The sequence below is a fragment of the Bradyrhizobium sp. BEA-2-5 genome, assembly GCF_032918025.1.
Lineage (GTDB): Bacteria > Pseudomonadota > Alphaproteobacteria > Rhizobiales > Xanthobacteraceae > Bradyrhizobium > Bradyrhizobium pachyrhizi.
Genome location: NZ_CP136629.1, coordinates 5,419,280 through 5,435,369, shown reverse-complemented (window position 1 = coordinate 5,435,369; position 16,090 = coordinate 5,419,280). Strand labels below are relative to the sequence as shown.

General features: G+C 65.8%; 17 protein-coding genes and 1 pseudogene. 10 read left to right on the top strand and 8 right to left on the bottom strand.

The window, feature by feature from the left end; genetic code table 11:
- Positions 1-66 precede the first annotated feature (66 nt).
- The 7 genes from RX327_RS25665 to RX327_RS25635 all read left to right on the top strand — a co-directional run bounded on the left by RX327_RS25665 (position 67) and on the right by RX327_RS25635 (position 5,803).
- Entirely contained in the window at positions 67-849 is a 783-nt protein-coding gene (locus RX327_RS25665) for a MotA/TolQ/ExbB proton channel family protein (protein ID WP_317247502.1), read from the top strand.
- Entirely contained in the window at positions 846-1,535 is a 690-nt protein-coding gene (locus RX327_RS25660; RefSeq protein WP_317247501.1) for a hypothetical protein, read from the top strand. Before RX327_RS25665 ends, RX327_RS25660 begins: the two co-directional genes overlap by 4 nt.
- Complete coding sequence (locus RX327_RS25655; RefSeq protein WP_317247500.1) at positions 1,528-2,136, top strand: hypothetical protein; 609 nt, start codon at positions 1,528-1,530, stop codon at positions 2,134-2,136. The genes RX327_RS25660 and RX327_RS25655 overlap by 8 nt, the downstream gene beginning before the upstream one ends.
- A gap of 609 nt (positions 2,137-2,745) precedes the next feature.
- On the top strand, positions 2,746-2,880 hold the full coding sequence (locus RX327_RS25650; RefSeq protein WP_016843141.1) for a hypothetical protein: 135 nt from the start codon (positions 2,746-2,748) through the stop codon (positions 2,878-2,880).
- Positions 2,877-3,470, top strand: a complete 594-nt coding sequence (locus RX327_RS25645) for a TetR family transcriptional regulator (protein WP_028336783.1) — start codon at positions 2,877-2,879, stop codon at positions 3,468-3,470. Before RX327_RS25650 ends, RX327_RS25645 begins: the two co-directional genes overlap by 4 nt.
- 108 nt (positions 3,471-3,578) lie before the next feature.
- Entirely contained in the window at positions 3,579-4,319 is a 741-nt protein-coding gene (locus RX327_RS25640) for a metallophosphoesterase family protein (RefSeq protein WP_317247499.1), read from the top strand.
- A gap of 5 nt (positions 4,320-4,324) precedes the next feature.
- Positions 4,325-5,803, top strand: a complete 1,479-nt coding sequence (locus RX327_RS25635) for a bifunctional serine/threonine-protein kinase/universal stress protein (protein ID WP_317247498.1) — start codon at positions 4,325-4,327, stop codon at positions 5,801-5,803.
- Between the two features lie 13 nt (positions 5,804-5,816).
- Here RX327_RS25635 and rpe read toward each other — a convergent pair whose 3' ends face one another.
- Entirely contained in the window at positions 5,817-6,518 is a 702-nt protein-coding gene (gene rpe, locus RX327_RS25630) for a ribulose-phosphate 3-epimerase (protein ID WP_317247497.1), read from the bottom strand.
- Between the two features lie 252 nt (positions 6,519-6,770).
- On the opposite strand from rpe, the gene RX327_RS25625 reads away from it, so the two are divergent.
- Positions 6,771-7,568, top strand: a complete 798-nt coding sequence (locus RX327_RS25625; RefSeq protein WP_317247496.1) for an EF-hand domain-containing protein — start codon at positions 6,771-6,773, stop codon at positions 7,566-7,568.
- 102 nt (positions 7,569-7,670) lie between these two features.
- Here RX327_RS25625 and RX327_RS25620 read toward each other — a convergent pair whose 3' ends face one another.
- The 6 genes and pseudogenes from RX327_RS25620 to RX327_RS25595 form a co-directional block, all read right to left on the bottom strand.
- Complete coding sequence (locus RX327_RS25620) at positions 7,671-8,666, bottom strand: P1 family peptidase (RefSeq protein ID WP_317247495.1); 996 nt, start codon at positions 8,664-8,666, stop codon at positions 7,671-7,673.
- 173 nt (positions 8,667-8,839) lie between these two features.
- Positions 8,840-9,958, bottom strand: a complete 1,119-nt coding sequence (locus RX327_RS25615; protein WP_317247494.1) for a branched-chain amino acid ABC transporter substrate-binding protein — start codon at positions 9,956-9,958, stop codon at positions 8,840-8,842.
- Between the two features lie 169 nt (positions 9,959-10,127).
- A pseudogene (locus RX327_RS25610) lies at positions 10,128-10,874 on the bottom strand (ABC transporter ATP-binding protein); the annotation flags it as partial.
- Positions 10,871-11,704: an ABC transporter ATP-binding protein gene (locus RX327_RS25605; protein WP_317247493.1), complete on the bottom strand. Its 834-nt coding sequence runs from the start codon at positions 11,702-11,704 to the stop codon at positions 10,871-10,873. The gene RX327_RS25605 and the pseudogene RX327_RS25610, both read right to left, overlap by 4 nt.
- Positions 11,701-13,026: a high-affinity branched-chain amino acid ABC transporter permease LivM gene (gene livM / locus RX327_RS25600; protein WP_317247492.1), complete on the bottom strand. Its 1,326-nt coding sequence runs from the start codon at positions 13,024-13,026 to the stop codon at positions 11,701-11,703. Before livM ends, RX327_RS25605 begins: the two co-directional genes overlap by 4 nt.
- A 10-nt stretch (positions 13,027-13,036) precedes the next feature.
- Positions 13,037-13,954 (bottom strand): ABC transporter permease subunit, encoded by a 918-nt coding sequence (locus RX327_RS25595; RefSeq protein WP_194393152.1) that lies wholly within the window; start codon positions 13,952-13,954, stop codon positions 13,037-13,039.
- Positions 13,955-14,323: 369 nt separating this feature from the next.
- Between RX327_RS25595 and RX327_RS25590 the strand changes: the two genes are divergently transcribed.
- Positions 14,324-14,470: a hypothetical protein gene (locus RX327_RS25590; RefSeq protein WP_016840407.1), complete on the top strand. Its 147-nt coding sequence runs from the start codon at positions 14,324-14,326 to the stop codon at positions 14,468-14,470.
- A gap of 94 nt (positions 14,471-14,564) precedes the next feature.
- Here the strand turns inward: RX327_RS25590 and RX327_RS25585 are convergent, their stop codons facing one another.
- A complete protein-coding gene (locus RX327_RS25585) occupies positions 14,565-15,548 on the bottom strand; it encodes a hypothetical protein (RefSeq protein ID WP_317247491.1) in 984 nt (327 codons plus the stop codon).
- Between RX327_RS25585 and RX327_RS25580 the strand changes: the two genes are divergently transcribed.
- Positions 15,517-16,050: a hypothetical protein gene (locus RX327_RS25580; protein ID WP_317247490.1), complete on the top strand. Its 534-nt coding sequence runs from the start codon at positions 15,517-15,519 to the stop codon at positions 16,048-16,050. The genes RX327_RS25585 and RX327_RS25580 overlap by 32 nt on opposite strands.
- Positions 16,051-16,090 lie beyond the last annotated feature (40 nt).

The following is a 16,090-nucleotide window of genomic DNA, read 5'->3' as shown; positions in this document are numbered from 1 at the left end:
CGGCTCTGCTCTAACGGAAAGTGAGGCCCGCACGGAGCCTCGTGGAACACAGGGAGCTCACGCAGCATGGATGCCAAGGTCGACGTCGCGGCCGCATCGGCCGGCACGGACGCGGCGGAGCGCAGCGCCCTGCTGCTCTGGATGATCTTCACCGGCCTTTCGGTGTTCGCCGCCTTCCTGCTGTGGCGCTACGGGCTGATCCGCCTCATGATCAGTTCCGACCGCACCTACATTTCCAGCGTCATCGCCGTCCTCTACATCGTCACCTGCATTCATTGCTTCTGGCGGACGCGGGCGATCGCGCGGGAAGGCGAGGTGGCGCGCTCCTGCCGCACCATCCTCGCCGCGCCCGATGGCGCCAAGATCCTTGCATCAGGGGCGCTTGCATCAGATGCGCGCGGCCTGCCCGGCGGGCTCGTCACCGATCACATCAAAAGCCTGGTGCAGAAGGCCGAGGCGCAGGCCAAGGGCCGCATCGACCAGACCCTGCTGCTGCGCACGCTGGCGGACCGGCTGCGCGGGTCCAACGGCTTCGGTGCTTTCGTCTCCGATACGCTGATGAAGCTCGGCCTGCTCGGCACCATCATCGGCTTCATCATCATGCTGGCGCCGATCGCGGGGCTGGATGCCGCCGACAAGGTCGCGATGCGCTCCTCGATGGGCCTGATGAGCGACGGCATGGCGGTCGCGATGTATACGACGCTCGCCGGCCTCGTCGGCTCGATCCTGGTCCGCATCCAGTACTACATGCTCGACGCCGCGACCCAGCGGGTGTTCTCCGACGCCGTCGTGCTCACCGAGACGCACGTCACGCCGGCCCTGGAACGTCGCCTTGGTGCGCCGTCATGATGGATGATTTCGGTCTCTATCCGCGCGAGGAGCCGTTCGATCCGCTCGGCGTGATGCTGTTCAAGGCGCTCCAGGTGATCGCGTTCCTGTTCTTCCTGGCGCTGCTCGCCGTCTCGCCGGACGCCAAGGAAGGCAAGATCGACTCCAAGGCGGAGTTCATCATCACGATGGACTGGCCGGACAATCATCCCGATGATCTCGACCTCTTCGTGCAGGATCCGGCCGGCAACATCGCCTGGTATCGACACCGGGAGGCCGGCTTCCTGACGCTCGACCGCGATGATCGCGGCGGAGCCAACGACTTCATCATGGTCGCCGGCAAGAAGATCGCCTCGCCGATCCGCGAGGAGATCGTCACCGTGCGCGGCATCGTCGCCGGCGAATACACCGTCAACATCTCGCATTTCGTGGCGACGACCGGCGAGCCCGTCACGGCGAGCGTGAAGGTGCAGAAGCTCAACCCGACTGCGCAGGTGGTGTTCGACAACAAGTTCACGCTCGACCACACCGGCGACGAGAAGACCGCGGTGCGGTTCCGGATCGATGAGGAGGGCAAGGTGGTCAACGTCGACCAGCGGCCGAAATCGCTGCTGGAGACGTTCCGCAGCGGCTGGCGCAACGGCGCCGATCTCGATCCGAACACCGGCGTCCCGAAATCCGGCGTCAGGGTGCTCCGCAATGATTAGCTTGCAGACGGTCATCCTGACGCTGTCGGTCGCCTACGCCGTGATCGGCGCGCTGCTGCTGGTCGTGCTGGTCTATGCGCGGCTGCACTGGTCGCTGAAGGCGGTCGCGGTGATCGTGACCAGCGCCTTCTATGTCGTCAGCTTCACCGAGATGCGCGGGCTGCTCGGCTGGGCGTCCGCGGAAAGATTGCCGGCGAACTTCAAGCTGCTGTCGACGCGGATCGTGGAGCCGCATTCGCTGGAGGGCGACCCGGGCTCGATCTATCTCTGGGTCGAGGAGCTTGACGAGGACAACAGGCCGAGCGCGATCCCGCGCGCTTTCCGCATTCCTTATAGCGACGCAATGGCCGAGCAGACCCACACCGCCGAGAACGAGATCAAGGCCGGGCATCCGCAGGGCGGACGGGCAGCGGATTTCGGCGGTGGCGACGGCACCATCATGGACTTCGTCAGGGAGTACATCACGCCGAAGACGATCGTGGAGACGACGGGCGGCGATTCCACTACGGGGACGTTCGTGGCGCCGCCGGCCGGCGCGCAAGGCGCCGTGTTCACGCCGCTGCCGCCGCCCCGGATGCCGCCCAAGGACGAGCAGCGATAGCCGGATGCCTACCCGGGAGGATGGCACAAAAATAGGGATCGGCAATAATCAGTCAGCGAAATGGACAGTAATCATCCGGAATTCCTCAATTCCCCGAAGCGTGTAGTCTTGGGGGTAACCGGGGCTAGATTTTATCCCCAAGACATTTTCCCGGCAAAGGGGCCGCTGCGTGAAGCGGCCCCTTTCGATTCCGGCGCCAAGGCCCGGCGAGGGGCCGGCGCGGTGAGGCGGGCTCACAGCACCGTCAGGAATGCGATCGCAAGAACCATCAGCCACCCGACAATGACGAGCGAGACCACCGCGCCCGCGGTGATCTTCGCGATCTCCTTCAAGGTCATTGGCCGGTCCATGCAAGTCTCTCCCAGGTAGCCCCGAGCGAGACATAGGCGCGGCTTGGCAGATCGCCCCGGCTGCTCACGGAACGTTGTAGGCCGGGGCTTTCCGAGGGGGGCAGCTGTCATTTCACAAAATATTGTCTGACAGATATTGAAATCTGTCAGCGGGATGGTGTATATACTCACCAGCCCAAGGGAGGAGGGCGCCCAGTAGCTATTCCGGCGTTTGGCCGGGGAGCCGGACTTAATTTGACTACCTCGAAGGACTACCTCCATGACCATAGAAATCTTTCAATTGACCGCCCAGATCCAACAGTGGCTCAATCTTCGTGTCGCCCGCCACTTGGCCGCCCAGGCCGCCAAGTTCACCCGCGGGCAGGACAGCGATAACCAGACGGTAAACGCATGAACGAGGCGGTGGTTTTGACACCCGAGCGGATCCTTGAGGCAACTGAGGATGTCTTGAGGCGCTTCGGGTTGACCAAGGCCACCGTTGTCGACGTTGCCCGTGCGCTGGATGTCAGCCACGGCAGCGTCTACCGTCACTTCCCCAGCAAGGCCTCGTTGCGCGATGCCGTCGCCAAGCGCTGGCTCGACCGCGCCAATGAGCCGCTGTGCAAGATCGCAGCCGGCGACGGCCCGGCGCCGGAGCGGCTGGAGCAATGGCTGCGCACCGCCTTCACGATCAAGCAGAAGAAGGTCTGTGACGATCCCGAGATGTTCGCGACCTACCTGGCGCTGGCGCAGGACGCGCGCGAGGTGGTGGAAGCCTATAAGGACAAGCAGGTCGACCTGATCGCGAAAATCCTGTCCGACGGTGTCGCGCAGGGCGTGTTCGAGATCGACAATGTGAAGGCGACCGCGCGTGCCGTGTTCGACGCCACCGTCCGCTACCATCACCCGGCGCATGCCGAGGAATGGGCCAAGCCGGAATGCCCGGGGCGGATCGATGCGCTGCTGGCCCTGCTGTTGAAGGGCCTGCGGGTCTGCAAGCCCTAGCCGAGCTTTCTGCCGACATCCCTCTGACCACCTGATGCCTTTGGCCCGATTGCGAGCCCGGGGCCGCGTGTGCTTGATATCGGACAGGGATCAGCAACGCGAACCACGATGCGGCTTGCACTGTTCGCCGATATTCACGCCAACCGGCAGGCCTTCGCCGCCTGCCTCGACGCTGCGCGTGCGCGCGGCGCCGAGCGGCTGAACTGCCTCGGCGATATCGTCGGCTACGGCGCCGATCCCGAATGGGCCGTCGATACGGTGATGGACCTGGTCGCGAAGGGCGCGGTCGCGGTGCGCGGCAATCATGACAATGCGATCGGCGTGCCGAGCGACAGCATGAATGCCGAGGCGCAGGCCGCGATCGACTGGACCCGCGGCCGGCTCAGCGGCGAGCAGAAGCAGTTCCTCGCCGAGCTTCCGATGTCGCGGGAGGAGGACAATCGGCTCTACGTGCACTCCGAAGCTTCGGAGCCCACGAAGTGGCGCTATGTCCGCGACACCGCCGACGCCGCGCGCAGCATGATGGCAACCGGGCTGCAGGTCACGTTCTGCGGCCACATCCATCGCCCCGCGCTCTATTCGATGTCGGTGACGGCCAAGATGACGAGCTTCGTGCCGAACTCGGGCATCGCCGTTCAGTTGCTGCCGGGGCGGCGCTGGCTCGCCGTGCTCGGCTCGGTCGGCCAGCCTCGCGACGGCGATCCCTCGGCGTCCTTCGTGCTGTTCGACACCGTAAGCCGCGAGATCACCTTTCATCGCGTGCCCTACGACGTCGCAACCGCGGCGGCGCGGATCAAGGCGAACGGCCTGCCGCACTGGCTCGCCGACCGCCTGCCGCTCGGCCGGTGACGCCGATGGCGACGCTGGCGATGCAGGCGGGCGCCGAGATCGATGGCTTCACCATCGGCGAACGCGTGCACCGCGGCGGCATGGCAACGCTGTGGAGCGTCACCCATCCCGGCATCACCGTGCCGCTGCTGATGAAAGTGCCGCTCACCTCGGAGGGCGAGGATCCGGCCGCGATCGTCAGCTTCGAGATGGAGCAGATGATCCTGCCGCGGCTGTCTGGGCCGCACGTGCCGGCCTGTTTCGGCACCGGCGACTTCGAACGCCAGGCCTATGTGGTGATGGAGCGCATCCCCGGGCAGACGCTCTACAAGCGGCTCGGCGAGCTGCCGATGCCGTATGAGGAGGTGAGGGTGATCGGCGGCAAGGTCGCCACCGCGCTCGCCAGCCTGCACCGGCAGAACGTGATCCATCACGATATCAAGCCGAGCAGCATCATGTTCCGCGATTCCGGCGAGGCGGTGCTGATCGACTACGGGCTGTCGCATCACAACCACCTGCCGGATCTCCTGCAGGAGGAATTCCGCCTGCCTTACGGCACCGCGCCCTACATGGCGCCCGAGCGGCTGTCAGGGGTGCGCGACGATCCGCGCAGCGACCTGTTCTCGCTCGGCGTGCTGCTCTATTTCTTCACGACCGGCGAGCGGCCGTTCGGCGAGACCGAAAGCCTGCGCGGCATGCGTCGGCGGCTGTGGCGCGATCCCTATCCGCCGCGCGAGCTGAAGCCAGACTATCCGCTATGGCTGCAGGAGATCGTGCTGCGCTGCCTGGAGATCGACCCCGTGGCGCGCTATCCGACCGCGGCGCAGCTTGCATTCGATCTCGGCCATCCCGATCAGGTGAAGCTGACGGCGCGGGCGCAGCGGCTGAGCCGCGACCCGCTCACCACGGTCTGGCGCCGCCGCTTCAATCTCGGCGCGGTGCCGCCGCGACCGAAGTCTGATGTCGCGGCCCAGCTCGCCTCGAGCCCGATCATGGCCGTCGCGCTCGATATCGGCGAGGGTGCCGAGGCACTGAACGACACCATCCGCGTCACCGCCGAGCGCGTGCTGTCGACCTCGCCGTCGGCGCGACTCGCCTGCGTGAACGTGCTCAAGCTCAATCGCCTGGCGATCGACCGCACCCATGATGAGCAGGGCCAGAACAAGCATGTCGACCGCCTGGTGGCGCTGCAGCACTGGGCGCGGCCGTTCGGGCTCGAGGAAGGGCGGCTGACGGCTCATGTGCTGGAGTCGGTCGATCCCGCCGCCGCGATCCTGGAATTCGCCGAGCTCAATCTGGTCGATCACATCATCATCGGCGCGCGGCAGAACTCGCTGCGGCGCGCGCTGCTCGGCAGCGTGTCCGCCAGGGTCGCGGGGGAAGCGCCGTGCACGGTGACCGTGGTGCGGCCGTCGCGGCTGGCGTCGCAAGCGGACGGCGGCGAGGGCGATGAGGCGGCGGAGCAAGCGGCGAACGCCGCGGCCACGCCGCCGGTAGTGTTCTAGCTCCCCCGGCTCATCAGATCGCCTCGCCGCGAGCCTCGGCTGCCGCATGGCGGATCGCGGCGATGTTGGCCTTGTAGGCGTCCTGCGTGCCGCCCCTGAACACGGAGGTGCCGGCGACGAAGGCGTTGGCGCCGGCCGCCGCGAGCGCGCCGGCAACGTCGGGGCCGACGCCGCCGTCGACCTCGATGTCGATCGGACGGCCCGCCGTCATCGCGCGGATGTCGCGGATCTTGCCGATCGCGGAGGGGATGAAAGCCTGACCGCCGAAGCCGGGATTGACCGACATCACCAGCACGAGGTCGACGAGGTCGAGGACGTATTCGAGCGCGCTGATCGGCGTCGCCGGATTGAGCGAGACGCCGGCCTTCTTGCCGAGCGCGCGGATCGCCTGCAGCGAGCGGTGCAGGTGCGGACCGGCCTCCGCATGCACGGTGATGTGGTCGCAGCCGGCTTTCGCGAAGGCCTCGAGATAGGGATCGCAGGGCGAGATCATCAGATGCGCGTCGAAGATCTTCTTGGTATGGGGACGCATCGCCTTGATGACGTCGGGACCGTAGGAGATGTTCGGAACGAAGTGCCCGTCCATCACGTCGAGATGGATCCAGTCGGCACCGGCGGCATCCACCGCGCGCACCTCCTCGCCGAGCTTGGAGAAGTCCGAGGCCAGGATCGATGGAGCGATAACGAGGGGACGAGGGGTGAATGACTGAGTCATGTCAGCTGTTCCGGAACACTTCAGGGGGCGACGGGTGAGTCCGCCTAACATGCGGACGCGTGGCGGGCAATGCGAGCGGACGGCGCTCCGCGACCGGAAAATTCTTCCGCCGGCGGCAGCTCTTGCCGGGCGCGCGGAACCCGCTTCGATGCGGGAACGCCTGGTTTTGCTGGGTTTTTGCCATGGCACGCCCTTTGCTCAGCCACTGACCAGCGTTTGAGCCGCCAGGCGCGGCCCTGTTGGAGTATTGCCATGCTGTTCGCCCTTGGCGCTGCGTCGTCGGCCATTGACCTCTTGAGCTCGCTGATGTCGTCGAAGTCGACGACCCGGACCGGCAGCTCCAGTCAGGGGAGCCAGACCACCGGCCTGTTCGCCCCTTCGACCGGTACATCGACGTCGACCGGCAGCAGCACAGGCACCGGCTCGGGCAGCGGCTCTCCGCAGATTTCGCCGCTGACGATGGGCGCGCTGATTTCCGCGCAAAGCCAGTCGCAGACCGCGGTTTCAAACAGCCCGACGGCGGCCAGCCGGTCGGATGCGCTGAAGGACCTGTTCTCGCAGATCGATGGGGACGGTGACGGCAAGATCACCAAGTCCGAATTCGAGGACGCCCTCGGCGCGGGCGGCACCAACCTGGCCAAGGCCGACGAGGTGTTCTCCAAGCTCGACAGCAACGGCGACGGTAACGTCAGCCTCGACGAGATGTCCCAGGCCTTGCAGGGCCACAAGGGCGGTGGCCATCATCGCCATCACATGGCCAGCGGCTCGACCGATGGATCCGGCTCCGGCAGCGGCGCGGGCGGATCGAGCTCCGATCCCTTGATGCAGGCGCTGGACGGCGCGACCTCGACGTCGGTGACCAACAGCGACGGCTCGACCACCACGACGACGACCTACGCCGACGGCTCGAAGGTGTCGATGACGACGCCGGCCGCGTCCTCCGCGACCCTCAACGCGGCCTCGTCCTACAATATCGTCGAGCAGCTGATCCAGCGCCAGGCGAAGGCGATCTCGGCGCAGGACTTCGCTGCGATTTCTGTCAGCGCGTAGCTCGACACACTGGGCATCGAATAGCGCAGGCTGCGTCTGCTTCGCCTCGCTCCGCGTTCCGGGCGAGGGAGAGTCTCCGCGAGCGCGTCGCTTCAACTCGAACTAACCGAATCTGTCCCGCCAGCTCGGCAGCGCGCCGACGAATGGCAGCGCGGTCGCCGAATGGACGCCGCGGGCGATGGCGCGCGCCACCGTGTTGGCGGCGAGCGCGCCGAGCCTGGTGAGGCCGAACAGCGGCTCGATCGGCTTCTCGCAGGTGGCCGCGGCAAACAGCACGTCGCCGTCGAGCGGAGCGTGCACCGGATAGATCGCGCGGGCAAATCCGGTCTGCGCGATCATCGCGAGCCGCCGCGCCTGCGGCTTCGTCAGCTGCGCATCGGTCACCACCACGACGAGGGTGGTGTTCTCGGCGGCGCTGGCGTCCGCGCCGCCCTTCAGCCGCGCCTTCAGCATGTCGGGCGTGAACGCAGGCGGCAGGCCCCGTCCGCCGAACTCGCCGTTTTCCTCGAACGGCGCGGCCCAGAACCAGGGACCGTTGCCGACGGTGACGCTGCCGACCGCGTTCACCACCGCGAGCGCCGCGACCGTCACGCCGTCATCGGTTAGTGCCGACGCCGAGCCGAGGCCGCCCTTCAGGTTGGCCGTGGTCGCGCCCATGCCGGCGCCGACGCTGCCGAGCTCGAAGTCATCGGACGCGGCATTGGCCGCAGCATAGCCGAGATCGCGATAGGGCGAGAAGCGGCCCCAGGCCTTGTTGCCGCCGTTGAGCAGGTCGAACACGATCGCGCCCGGAACGAGCGGGACCACGGCCTCCCGGACCCTGAAGCCGCGGCCCTGTTCGGCGAGCCAGGCCTGCACGCCACCGCCGGCATCGAGACCGAAGGCGGAGCCGCCGGAGAGCGCGATCGCGTCGATTGCCTCGACGACGTTGTGCGGCGAAAGCAGCGCTTCCTCGCGGGTGCCGGGACCGCCGCCGCGGACATCGATCGAGGCGACCGCCGGCCGCTCGAACAGGATGGCGGTGACGCCGGAGGCGACCGTTGGATCGTCGGCATGGCCGACGGCAACGCCGACAATATCGGTGAGAAGGTTTTTCATGATGGGTCCATCCGCCTGCTGTCCGATCGATCCGGTATAGCAGCCGCGACGGATGCATCAACCGTCGGGCACGGGCGGGCGGAGACGTGCGGTAAGACTTGCAGGCATCAGGTCAAAAAAACGCCCCGGCGGACCGGGGCGTTCTCGTATCTCTGATCAGACGCGCGAGAGGCTCAGGAGCCCTTCGGATTGATCTCGGCGTAGCCGCCCTTGGCGTCCCACTTGTAGACGACGTAGTCGATCTGCTTGATGTCGCCCTTGGCGTCATATTCGACCGGGCCGATCACGGTGTCCCACTTGCCGGCCTTCATCGCCGCCATGACCTTCTTGGCGTCGGTGGTGCCGGCCTTCTTGGCCGCCTGCGACCACACCTGCATCGCCGCGTAGGTGTAGAGGGTGTAGCCCTCGGGGTCGATGTTCTTGGCCTTGAATGCCTCGACGATCTTCTTGGCGGTCGGCTTGTTGCGCGGGTCGGGGCCGAAGGTGAACAGCGTGCCTTCGCCGGCGGGGCCGGTGATGGAGGCGTACTCCTTGTCGGCGAGCGCGTCGCCGGCCATCAGCACGGTCTTGAGGCCCTGGTCCCGCATCTGACGCAGGATCAGGCCGCTTTCCTGATGATAGCCGCCGACATAGACGAGGTCGATGTTGTCGCGCTTCAGGCGGGAGACGATTGCGTTGAAGTCCTTGTCGCCCTTGTTGTACGACTCGTACATCTTCTCGGTGACGCCGGCCTTGTTGAGCGCCTTCTTGGTCTCGTCGGCAAGACCTTTGCCGTAGGTGGTCTTGTCGTTGAGAATCGCGATGTTCTTGCCCTTGTAGTTCTTGGCGATGTACTGCGCGGCGATCAGGCCCTGCTGATCGTCACGGCCGCAGACGCGAGCCACGTTCCAGAGCTTGCGCTCGGTGAACAGCGGGTTGGTCGAGGCCGGCGTGATCTGGAGCACGTTGCCGTCGGCATAGGCTTCCGAAGCCGGGATCGACGACGACGAGCAATAGTGCCCGGCCACGAACGGGATTTTCGCGCCGGCGATCTTCTCGGCGATCGAACGCGCCTGTTTCGGATCGCAAGCGTCGTCTTCGACGGAGAGCGCGAGTTTCTTGCCGTTGACGCCGCCGGCGGCATTGATATCGGCCACGGCCATCTCGGCGCCGTTCTTCATCTGGCGGCCGAAGGCGGACTCGCCGCCGGTCATCGGGCCTGCGACTGCGACGGTGACATCCTGCGCGAATGCGCTCGCCGATAATGCGAACGAAGCGCCAAGTGCCAGGCCGATCAGCTTCAGTGATTTCATGAGACGTCCCTCGTGGTCGTTGCCTCTTGCGGAAGGGCCCGGCACGCCGGGCCCCAAAACCGCGCGCATTCTCAGCTGATTTCGCGGCGAAGTCACCGGCAATTTTCAGGCAAATCGACGTTGCATCCGCCGCGTCTTGCTTGCGGGGGCGGCACGGAACGTCAAGCCAGCCGTGGCGGCCGCCTTCCAGATAGGCGGCGCGAATCTCCGGGCGCTGCAGCAATTCGGTGCCGGTCCCGGCCAAAGTGATCAGGCCATTGACCATGACGTAACCGCGATGGGCGAGCTTGAGCGCATGGTTGGCGTTCTGCTCGACGATCAGGACGGTCAGACCGTCCTGCCGGTTCAGGGTGCGGATCGCATCGAAGATCTGGCGTGCGATCAGCGGTGCGAGGCCGAGCGATGGCTCGTCGAGCAGGAGCAGGCGGGGGCGGCTCATCAGTGCGCGGCCGATCGCCAGCATCTGCTGCTCGCCGCCCGACAGCGTTCCACCGCGCTGGGCATAGCGTTCCTTCAGCCGCGGAAACAGCGCGAACACCCGCTCCAGCCCGGCTGCGCGCTCGGCCTCGCTGCATTCGGTGGCATCGGCGCCCATCTGCAGGTTTTCCGCGACGCTCATGCGCGGAAAGATCCGCCGGCCCTCCGGCGATTGCGCGATGCGCAAATGCGCGATCTCGTGGGTGGGAACGTCGGTGATGTCGCGGCCTTCATAGAGGATCTGGCCGGCGCGGGCGCGCGGCTTGCCGAAGATCGTCATCATCAGTGTCGACTTGCCGGCGCCGTTGGCGCCGATCAGCGCGACGATCTCGCCGGCATTGATCTCGATGTCGACGCCCTTCAGCGCCTCGATCTTGCCGTAGGCCGCGCGCACGCCGCGCACCGCGAGCAGGGGCGTCGTTGCCTGTGCCGCGCTCACGTCCCGTTCTCCATCACGGCCACGGCCTCGTCCTCGTCGGCGCCGAGATAGGCGGCGATCACCTTCGGATCGTCGCGGACCTCGCGCGGCGTGCCTTCCGCGATCTTCACGCCATGGTCCATCACCACGATATGGTCGGAGATCTCCATCACCACCGACATGTCGTGCTCGATCAGCAGGATCGAGGTGCCGAGTTCGTCCCGGATCGAGAGCAGGAGCTCGTTGAGCCCGCCGCTCTCGCGCGCGTTCAGACCCGCCGCCGGCTCGTCGAGACAGAGCAGCACAGGTTCAGTGCACATTGCGCGCGCGATTTCCAGCCGGCGCTGGTCGCCATAGGCGAAATTGCCGGCGGCGTCGTCGGCGCGGTCGAGCAGGCCGACGCGCGTGAGCCAGGTCCGCGCCAGATCGATGGCGCGCTGCTCGGCCTCGCGCCAGGACGGCAGGCCGAGCAGCCCGAGCAGGGTCAGGCCGGAGGCGCGCATCAGCGCGTTGTGCTGCGCCACCATCAGGTTCTCCAGCGCGGTCATGCCGGGAAACAGGCGGATGTTCTGGAAGGTGCGCGCGACCTTGGCCTGCTTGGCGATGCGGAAATCGTTCAGCCGCTCCAGCGCCATCACCCTGCCGTCGTCGTGGGTGAGGCGAATGGTGCCGCCGCTCGGCTTGTAGAACCCGGTGATGCAGTTGAAGACCGTGGTCTTGCCGGCGCCGTTCGGCCCGATCAGCGCGGTGATGTTGCGCCGCTCGGCGGCAAAGGACAGCTCGTTGACCGCGACGATGCCGCCGAAGCGCATGACGAGCCGGTCGACGCTCAGAATCTGGTCGGCGCTCATCCGTGCCCTTCCTTGACGAGGTCGGACGAGATCGTCTTCGCCTTGGTCAGATACACGGTGGGTGCGCGATGGCCGATCAGGCCGCGCGGCCGCCAGACCATGATCAGCACCATCGACATGCCGAACACCAGCATGCGGTAGTTCTCGAGGCCGCGGAACAGCTCGAAGCCGCCGATCATGGCGAGCGCGGCAAGCGCCACGCCGAGCTGCGAGCCCATGCCGCCGAGAACGACGATCGCGAGCACCAGCGCAGATTCCTGGAAGGTGAAGGATTCCGGGCTGATGAAGCCCTGGCGGGTGGCGAAGAACGCGCCGGCGAAGCCGCCGAACATGGCGCCGGTCGCGAACGCCGTGAGCTTGGTGGTCGTGGTGTTGATGCCGAGCGCGCGGCAGGCGACCTCGTCCTCGCGCAAGGCCTCCCAGGCGCGCCCGATCGGCAGGCGGCGCAGCCGGATCGTCGCCCAGTTGGTGAGCAGCGCCAGCGCCAGGATCAGGTAGAACAGGAAGATGATGCGGTGCGTCGGCGAATATTCGATGCCGAGCTTGGCGGCGAGGCCGTCGTCGCTGTTGTCGAGCGGGATGCCGAAGAAGGAGGGGCGGGGAATGCCCGAGACGCCGTTCGGGCCGCCGGTGAGCTCCTGCCAGTTGATGATGACGAGGCGGATGATCTCGCCGAAGGCGAGCGTCACGATGGCGAGATAGTCGCCGCGCAGCCGGAGCACGGGGAAGCCGAGCAGCACGCCCCAGAACGCCGCGAGGATGCCGGCGAGTGGCAGGCAGATCCAGAACGACCAGCCGAAATTGGTCGCAAGCAGCCCGTAGGAATAGGCACCGACCGCATAGAAGGCGACGTAGCCGAGATCGAGCAGGCCGGCGAGCCCGACCACGACGTTCAACCCCCAGCCCAGCATCACATAGGTGAGCACGAGGATCGCGAGGTCGAGAATGTAGCGCTGGTTGTAGAAGATGACCGGCACGAGGAAGGTGAACACCAGCAGCGCCGGCGCCAGCCAGCGGCCGGCGAACGACATCGCCGATTGCACCGGCTTCGGCACGACGCGGTCCTTGTCAACCGGCCCCCACCATTGCCGCAGCAGCTCGACGACGATGCTGCCGCCGAACACCGCGCCGACGAGGGCCGCGAGGTCGCCGAACCGCGTCCAGTAGATCAGGCCGCCCTGCGGCCCGGCCTCGGTGCGAATGCCGATCATCAGCGAGAACAGCACCAGCGCGACAAGGGCGCTGATCAGGGCTTTCTTGAGAATGAAGGCGCTGCCCGAGGGCTGCGCGGCGTGCGAGGGGCGGGCTGAGGTCGCGCTCACGAAGTGCCTGTCAGACTTTTTCGACTTCGGGACGACCGAGCAGGCCGGTCGGCATGAAGATCAGCACGACGATCAGGATCGAGAACGCCGCGACGTCCTTGTACTCGACCGAGAAATAGGCCGACCAGAACGTCTCGATCAGGCCGATCGCAAGCCCTCCGAGCATGGCGCCGGGCAACGAGCCGATGCCGCCGAGCACGGCAGCGGTGAACGCCTTGATGCCGGCGACGAAGCCCATGAAGAAGTCGACGAGGCCGTAATAGAGCAGGTACATCAGGCCGGCCACCGCAGCGAGCGCGGCGCCGATCACGAAGGTCATGGAGATGGTGCGGTCGACGTCGACGCCGAGCAGGGCCGCCATGGTCTGGTCCTGCTCGCAGGCGCGCATGTCGCGCCCGAGCCGGGTGCGGGAGACCAGCCAGGTGAAGATCGCCAGCAGCACGATGGTCGTGACGACCACCATGATCTGGATGTTGGAGAGCTGGATCACGAAGCCGTCCGCGCTCTCATGCAGCGTGTAGCCGCCGGTGATGAAGGGCGGGATCGGCTTGACGCGCGCGCCTTGCGCCACCTGCGAATAGTTGGTGAGCACGAAGGACATGCCGATCGCCGACAGCATCGGGGCGAGACGGAAGGAATGGCGCAGCGGCCTGTAGGCGATGCGCTCGATGGTCCAGCCATAGAGCGCGGTGATCGCCATCGAGACCAGCAGCACGACGAGCAGGATCACGGGGATGGCGGTCAGCCCGAGCGAGATCAGGATCACGAAGGTGATGAGTGCGATGAAGCCGCCGATCATGAAGACGTCGCCATGGGCGAAGTTGATCATGCCGACGATGCCGTAGACCATCGTGTAGCCGATCGCGATCAGGCCGTAGATCGAGCCCAGGACGAGACCGTTGATGAGCTGCTGGGCGAAATAATCCATGGGCTGCCGTCAGAGCCCGTTCGGTTGAGAACCGACCAGGCTCTCGTGTTGATCTGGACGCGTTTTCTTCACGCGAACCGGTTCCCGCTTCGCTTGAAAACGCTTGGCCGAGGGTGACGCGGCGAGGGCCCCGGCAGCCTGATCCGTCGCGTCGTGTCGTTTTCTAACAGTGGAACCCCGGCCGCGGCAACAGCGTGGCAGTAGCAGAAAGGGCTTGTACATAACTAGTTTGGCGGATGCGGTTCCGATGTCACAGGGCCGACATGGCTTTGCCCTGCAATGATCACGCCGGAACCCGTGTTCCCCGAGCAACTGCGCTTGCGACGCGCGCGTTGTCCCCAGCTTCATGAAAGCAAAGGGAGTAGCTGAATGAGCAACCCAAATCAGAATCCGGGCCAGCCGAACCAGAACCCGAGTCAGAAGCCCGGCCAGCAGCAGCAGGGCGGCGGCCAGAAGCCCGGCCAGCAACAGCAGGATCCGGGCCGGCAGGGCCAGAAGCCCAATCCGGAGCGCTAATTCGGACAATTGAGCCGAACTCGCAGGGAGGCCTCGCCGAAAGGCGGGGCCTTCCTTGTTCGGGCTGAAACCTTTTTCGCTTGGGCTGTCTTGTTCAGGCCAACTGGTCGGCGAAGCGGCCGCGGAAGGCGTACGAACCGAAATGCGTAAGCTCGCTTCGAAGGTCGAGCCAGATTTCGCCGCCGAGATCGATCCAGCGCCGGCAGAACGCGTAATCTTCGGACAAATACTCGCCGGTCGTCTTGTCGATCATGCATTCGAACAGCGACACGCGGTCGAGGTCGGCGCGCACGAGGTCGCCGGTGTTCAAGTCGTTGGACTTGTGGTTCGCCCGATATTTGAGTTCGGGGTGGGCGTCGCACAGCCTGACGAGGGCGGATCGCTTCATCATGAGAAAGCCGGTTCCGGCATAGCGGACCTTGGCGAAGCCGTCGCCGCGCGCCGTGATCTGGTCGCCCTCCCATGTGACGACATAGTCGAGCGAGGATGACGCGAGGTTCTTGCGCTTGGCGTCCGCGGCCCGCTGCACCTTTGCCCAATCGATGTGCTTGAGCGGATAGGCCGCGGCCGAAACGTCGGCGCCGCAATCCAGCAGCCGGAAGACGGACTCGGGTTCGAACCCGATATCGGCATCGATGAACAGGAGATGGCTGGCGCCGGATGCAAGGAATTGGTGGGCCAGTTCATTCCGGGCGCGCACGATCAGCGATTCGTTTCCGATCAGATGGAACTGGATGTCGATGCCCCGGGTCGTGGCCGCAGCCTGAAGCTTCAGGGCGGACAACACATAGGCCATCTTCAGATCGCCGCCGTAGCAGGGCGTTGCGACGAAAACGCGCGTTCTTTCGGTCATTTTACCCCCCTTTATCCCCGGCCGGCGCCGATCTTGCGCAGATCCCGGCCGGGCCCGATCGCATCGATCCGGAACCATCGCATCGTGCTTAACCTTAACAAAGGGTTTAAATTGCTGCCGGCAATTGATCGGCGTTAGCTCGCGCCCTGAACCGTCGCCGGTCTGAAAGGCGCCGGATGCACGGGAAGCGGCAATGTCGAACAACTGGCGGATCAGCTCCTTCAACGGCGCGCTGCTGGCGGCCTATTTCATTCCGGCCTGGGGCATCATCGCCTTCAGCATCATGGTGTCGCCGATCCACGGCCTCTATGAGCGGCCGAGCGTGTCGATCGCGTTCTATGCCAGCGACTATCTGCACCTCGGCAAGATGGCGACGGTGCGCCTCGCATGGCTGCTCGCGCTGGCGCGGATCACCGTGGTGGCGTTCTTCGCGGTCTTCCTCGCGATGGCCGCCTTCTCGCCGCTGCGCAAGAACAGCAGCGGCGCCGATGAGGCACTTGCGGTGGCGCTCTGCCTCGGCAGCGTGCTGAGCTTCGCCAGCATGATGATGGCTTCCAAGGTCGGCGAGGTCGAAGCGATGCGCATGCATGCGTCCGAGCTTCTGATGCTGCTCGGGACCGCGATCGTGATGTTGTTCGAGACCGCGCCGAAGCGAGCTCAAGCATCTGCCAATGCAGCAACAACCACCGAAACGCCCGCAGGCCAGCTATCCCTTCAGCAGCCCTAGGCGGTGTGGACTCTAGGGATTCCCTTTTGAGGCCAAATCA

What these genes read in the sequence shown, in the direction of transcription:
- RX327_RS25665 (WP_317247502.1), top strand. Translation starts at nt 67, where the DNA reads ATGGATGCCAAGGTCGACGTCGCGGCCGCATCGGCCGGCACGGACGCG.
- RX327_RS25660 (WP_317247501.1), top strand. Translation starts at nt 846, where the DNA reads ATGATGGATGATTTCGGTCTCTATCCGCGCGAGGAGCCGTTCGATCCG.
- RX327_RS25655 (WP_317247500.1), top strand. Translation starts at nt 1,528, where the DNA reads ATGATTAGCTTGCAGACGGTCATCCTGACGCTGTCGGTCGCCTACGCC.
- RX327_RS25650 (WP_016843141.1), top strand. Translation starts at nt 2,746, where the DNA reads ATGACCATAGAAATCTTTCAATTGACCGCCCAGATCCAACAGTGGCTC.
- RX327_RS25645 (WP_028336783.1), top strand. Translation starts at nt 2,877, where the DNA reads ATGAACGAGGCGGTGGTTTTGACACCCGAGCGGATCCTTGAGGCAACT.
- RX327_RS25640 (WP_317247499.1), top strand. Translation starts at nt 3,579, where the DNA reads ATGCGGCTTGCACTGTTCGCCGATATTCACGCCAACCGGCAGGCCTTC.
- RX327_RS25635 (WP_317247498.1), top strand. Translation starts at nt 4,325, where the DNA reads ATGGCGACGCTGGCGATGCAGGCGGGCGCCGAGATCGATGGCTTCACC.
- rpe (WP_317247497.1), bottom strand. Translation starts at nt 6,518, where the DNA reads ATGACTCAGTCATTCACCCCTCGTCCCCTCGTTATCGCTCCATCGATC.
- RX327_RS25625 (WP_317247496.1), top strand. Translation starts at nt 6,771, where the DNA reads ATGCTGTTCGCCCTTGGCGCTGCGTCGTCGGCCATTGACCTCTTGAGC.
- RX327_RS25620 (WP_317247495.1), bottom strand. Translation starts at nt 8,666, where the DNA reads ATGAAAAACCTTCTCACCGATATTGTCGGCGTTGCCGTCGGCCATGCC.
- RX327_RS25615 (WP_317247494.1), bottom strand. Translation starts at nt 9,958, where the DNA reads ATGAAATCACTGAAGCTGATCGGCCTGGCACTTGGCGCTTCGTTCGCA.
- RX327_RS25605 (WP_317247493.1), bottom strand. Translation starts at nt 11,704, where the DNA reads ATGAGCGCCGACCAGATTCTGAGCGTCGACCGGCTCGTCATGCGCTTC.
- RX327_RS25595 (WP_194393152.1), bottom strand. Translation starts at nt 13,954, where the DNA reads ATGGATTATTTCGCCCAGCAGCTCATCAACGGTCTCGTCCTGGGCTCG.
- RX327_RS25590 (WP_016840407.1), top strand. Translation starts at nt 14,324, where the DNA reads ATGAGCAACCCAAATCAGAATCCGGGCCAGCCGAACCAGAACCCGAGT.
- RX327_RS25580 (WP_317247490.1), top strand. Translation starts at nt 15,517, where the DNA reads ATGTCGAACAACTGGCGGATCAGCTCCTTCAACGGCGCGCTGCTGGCG.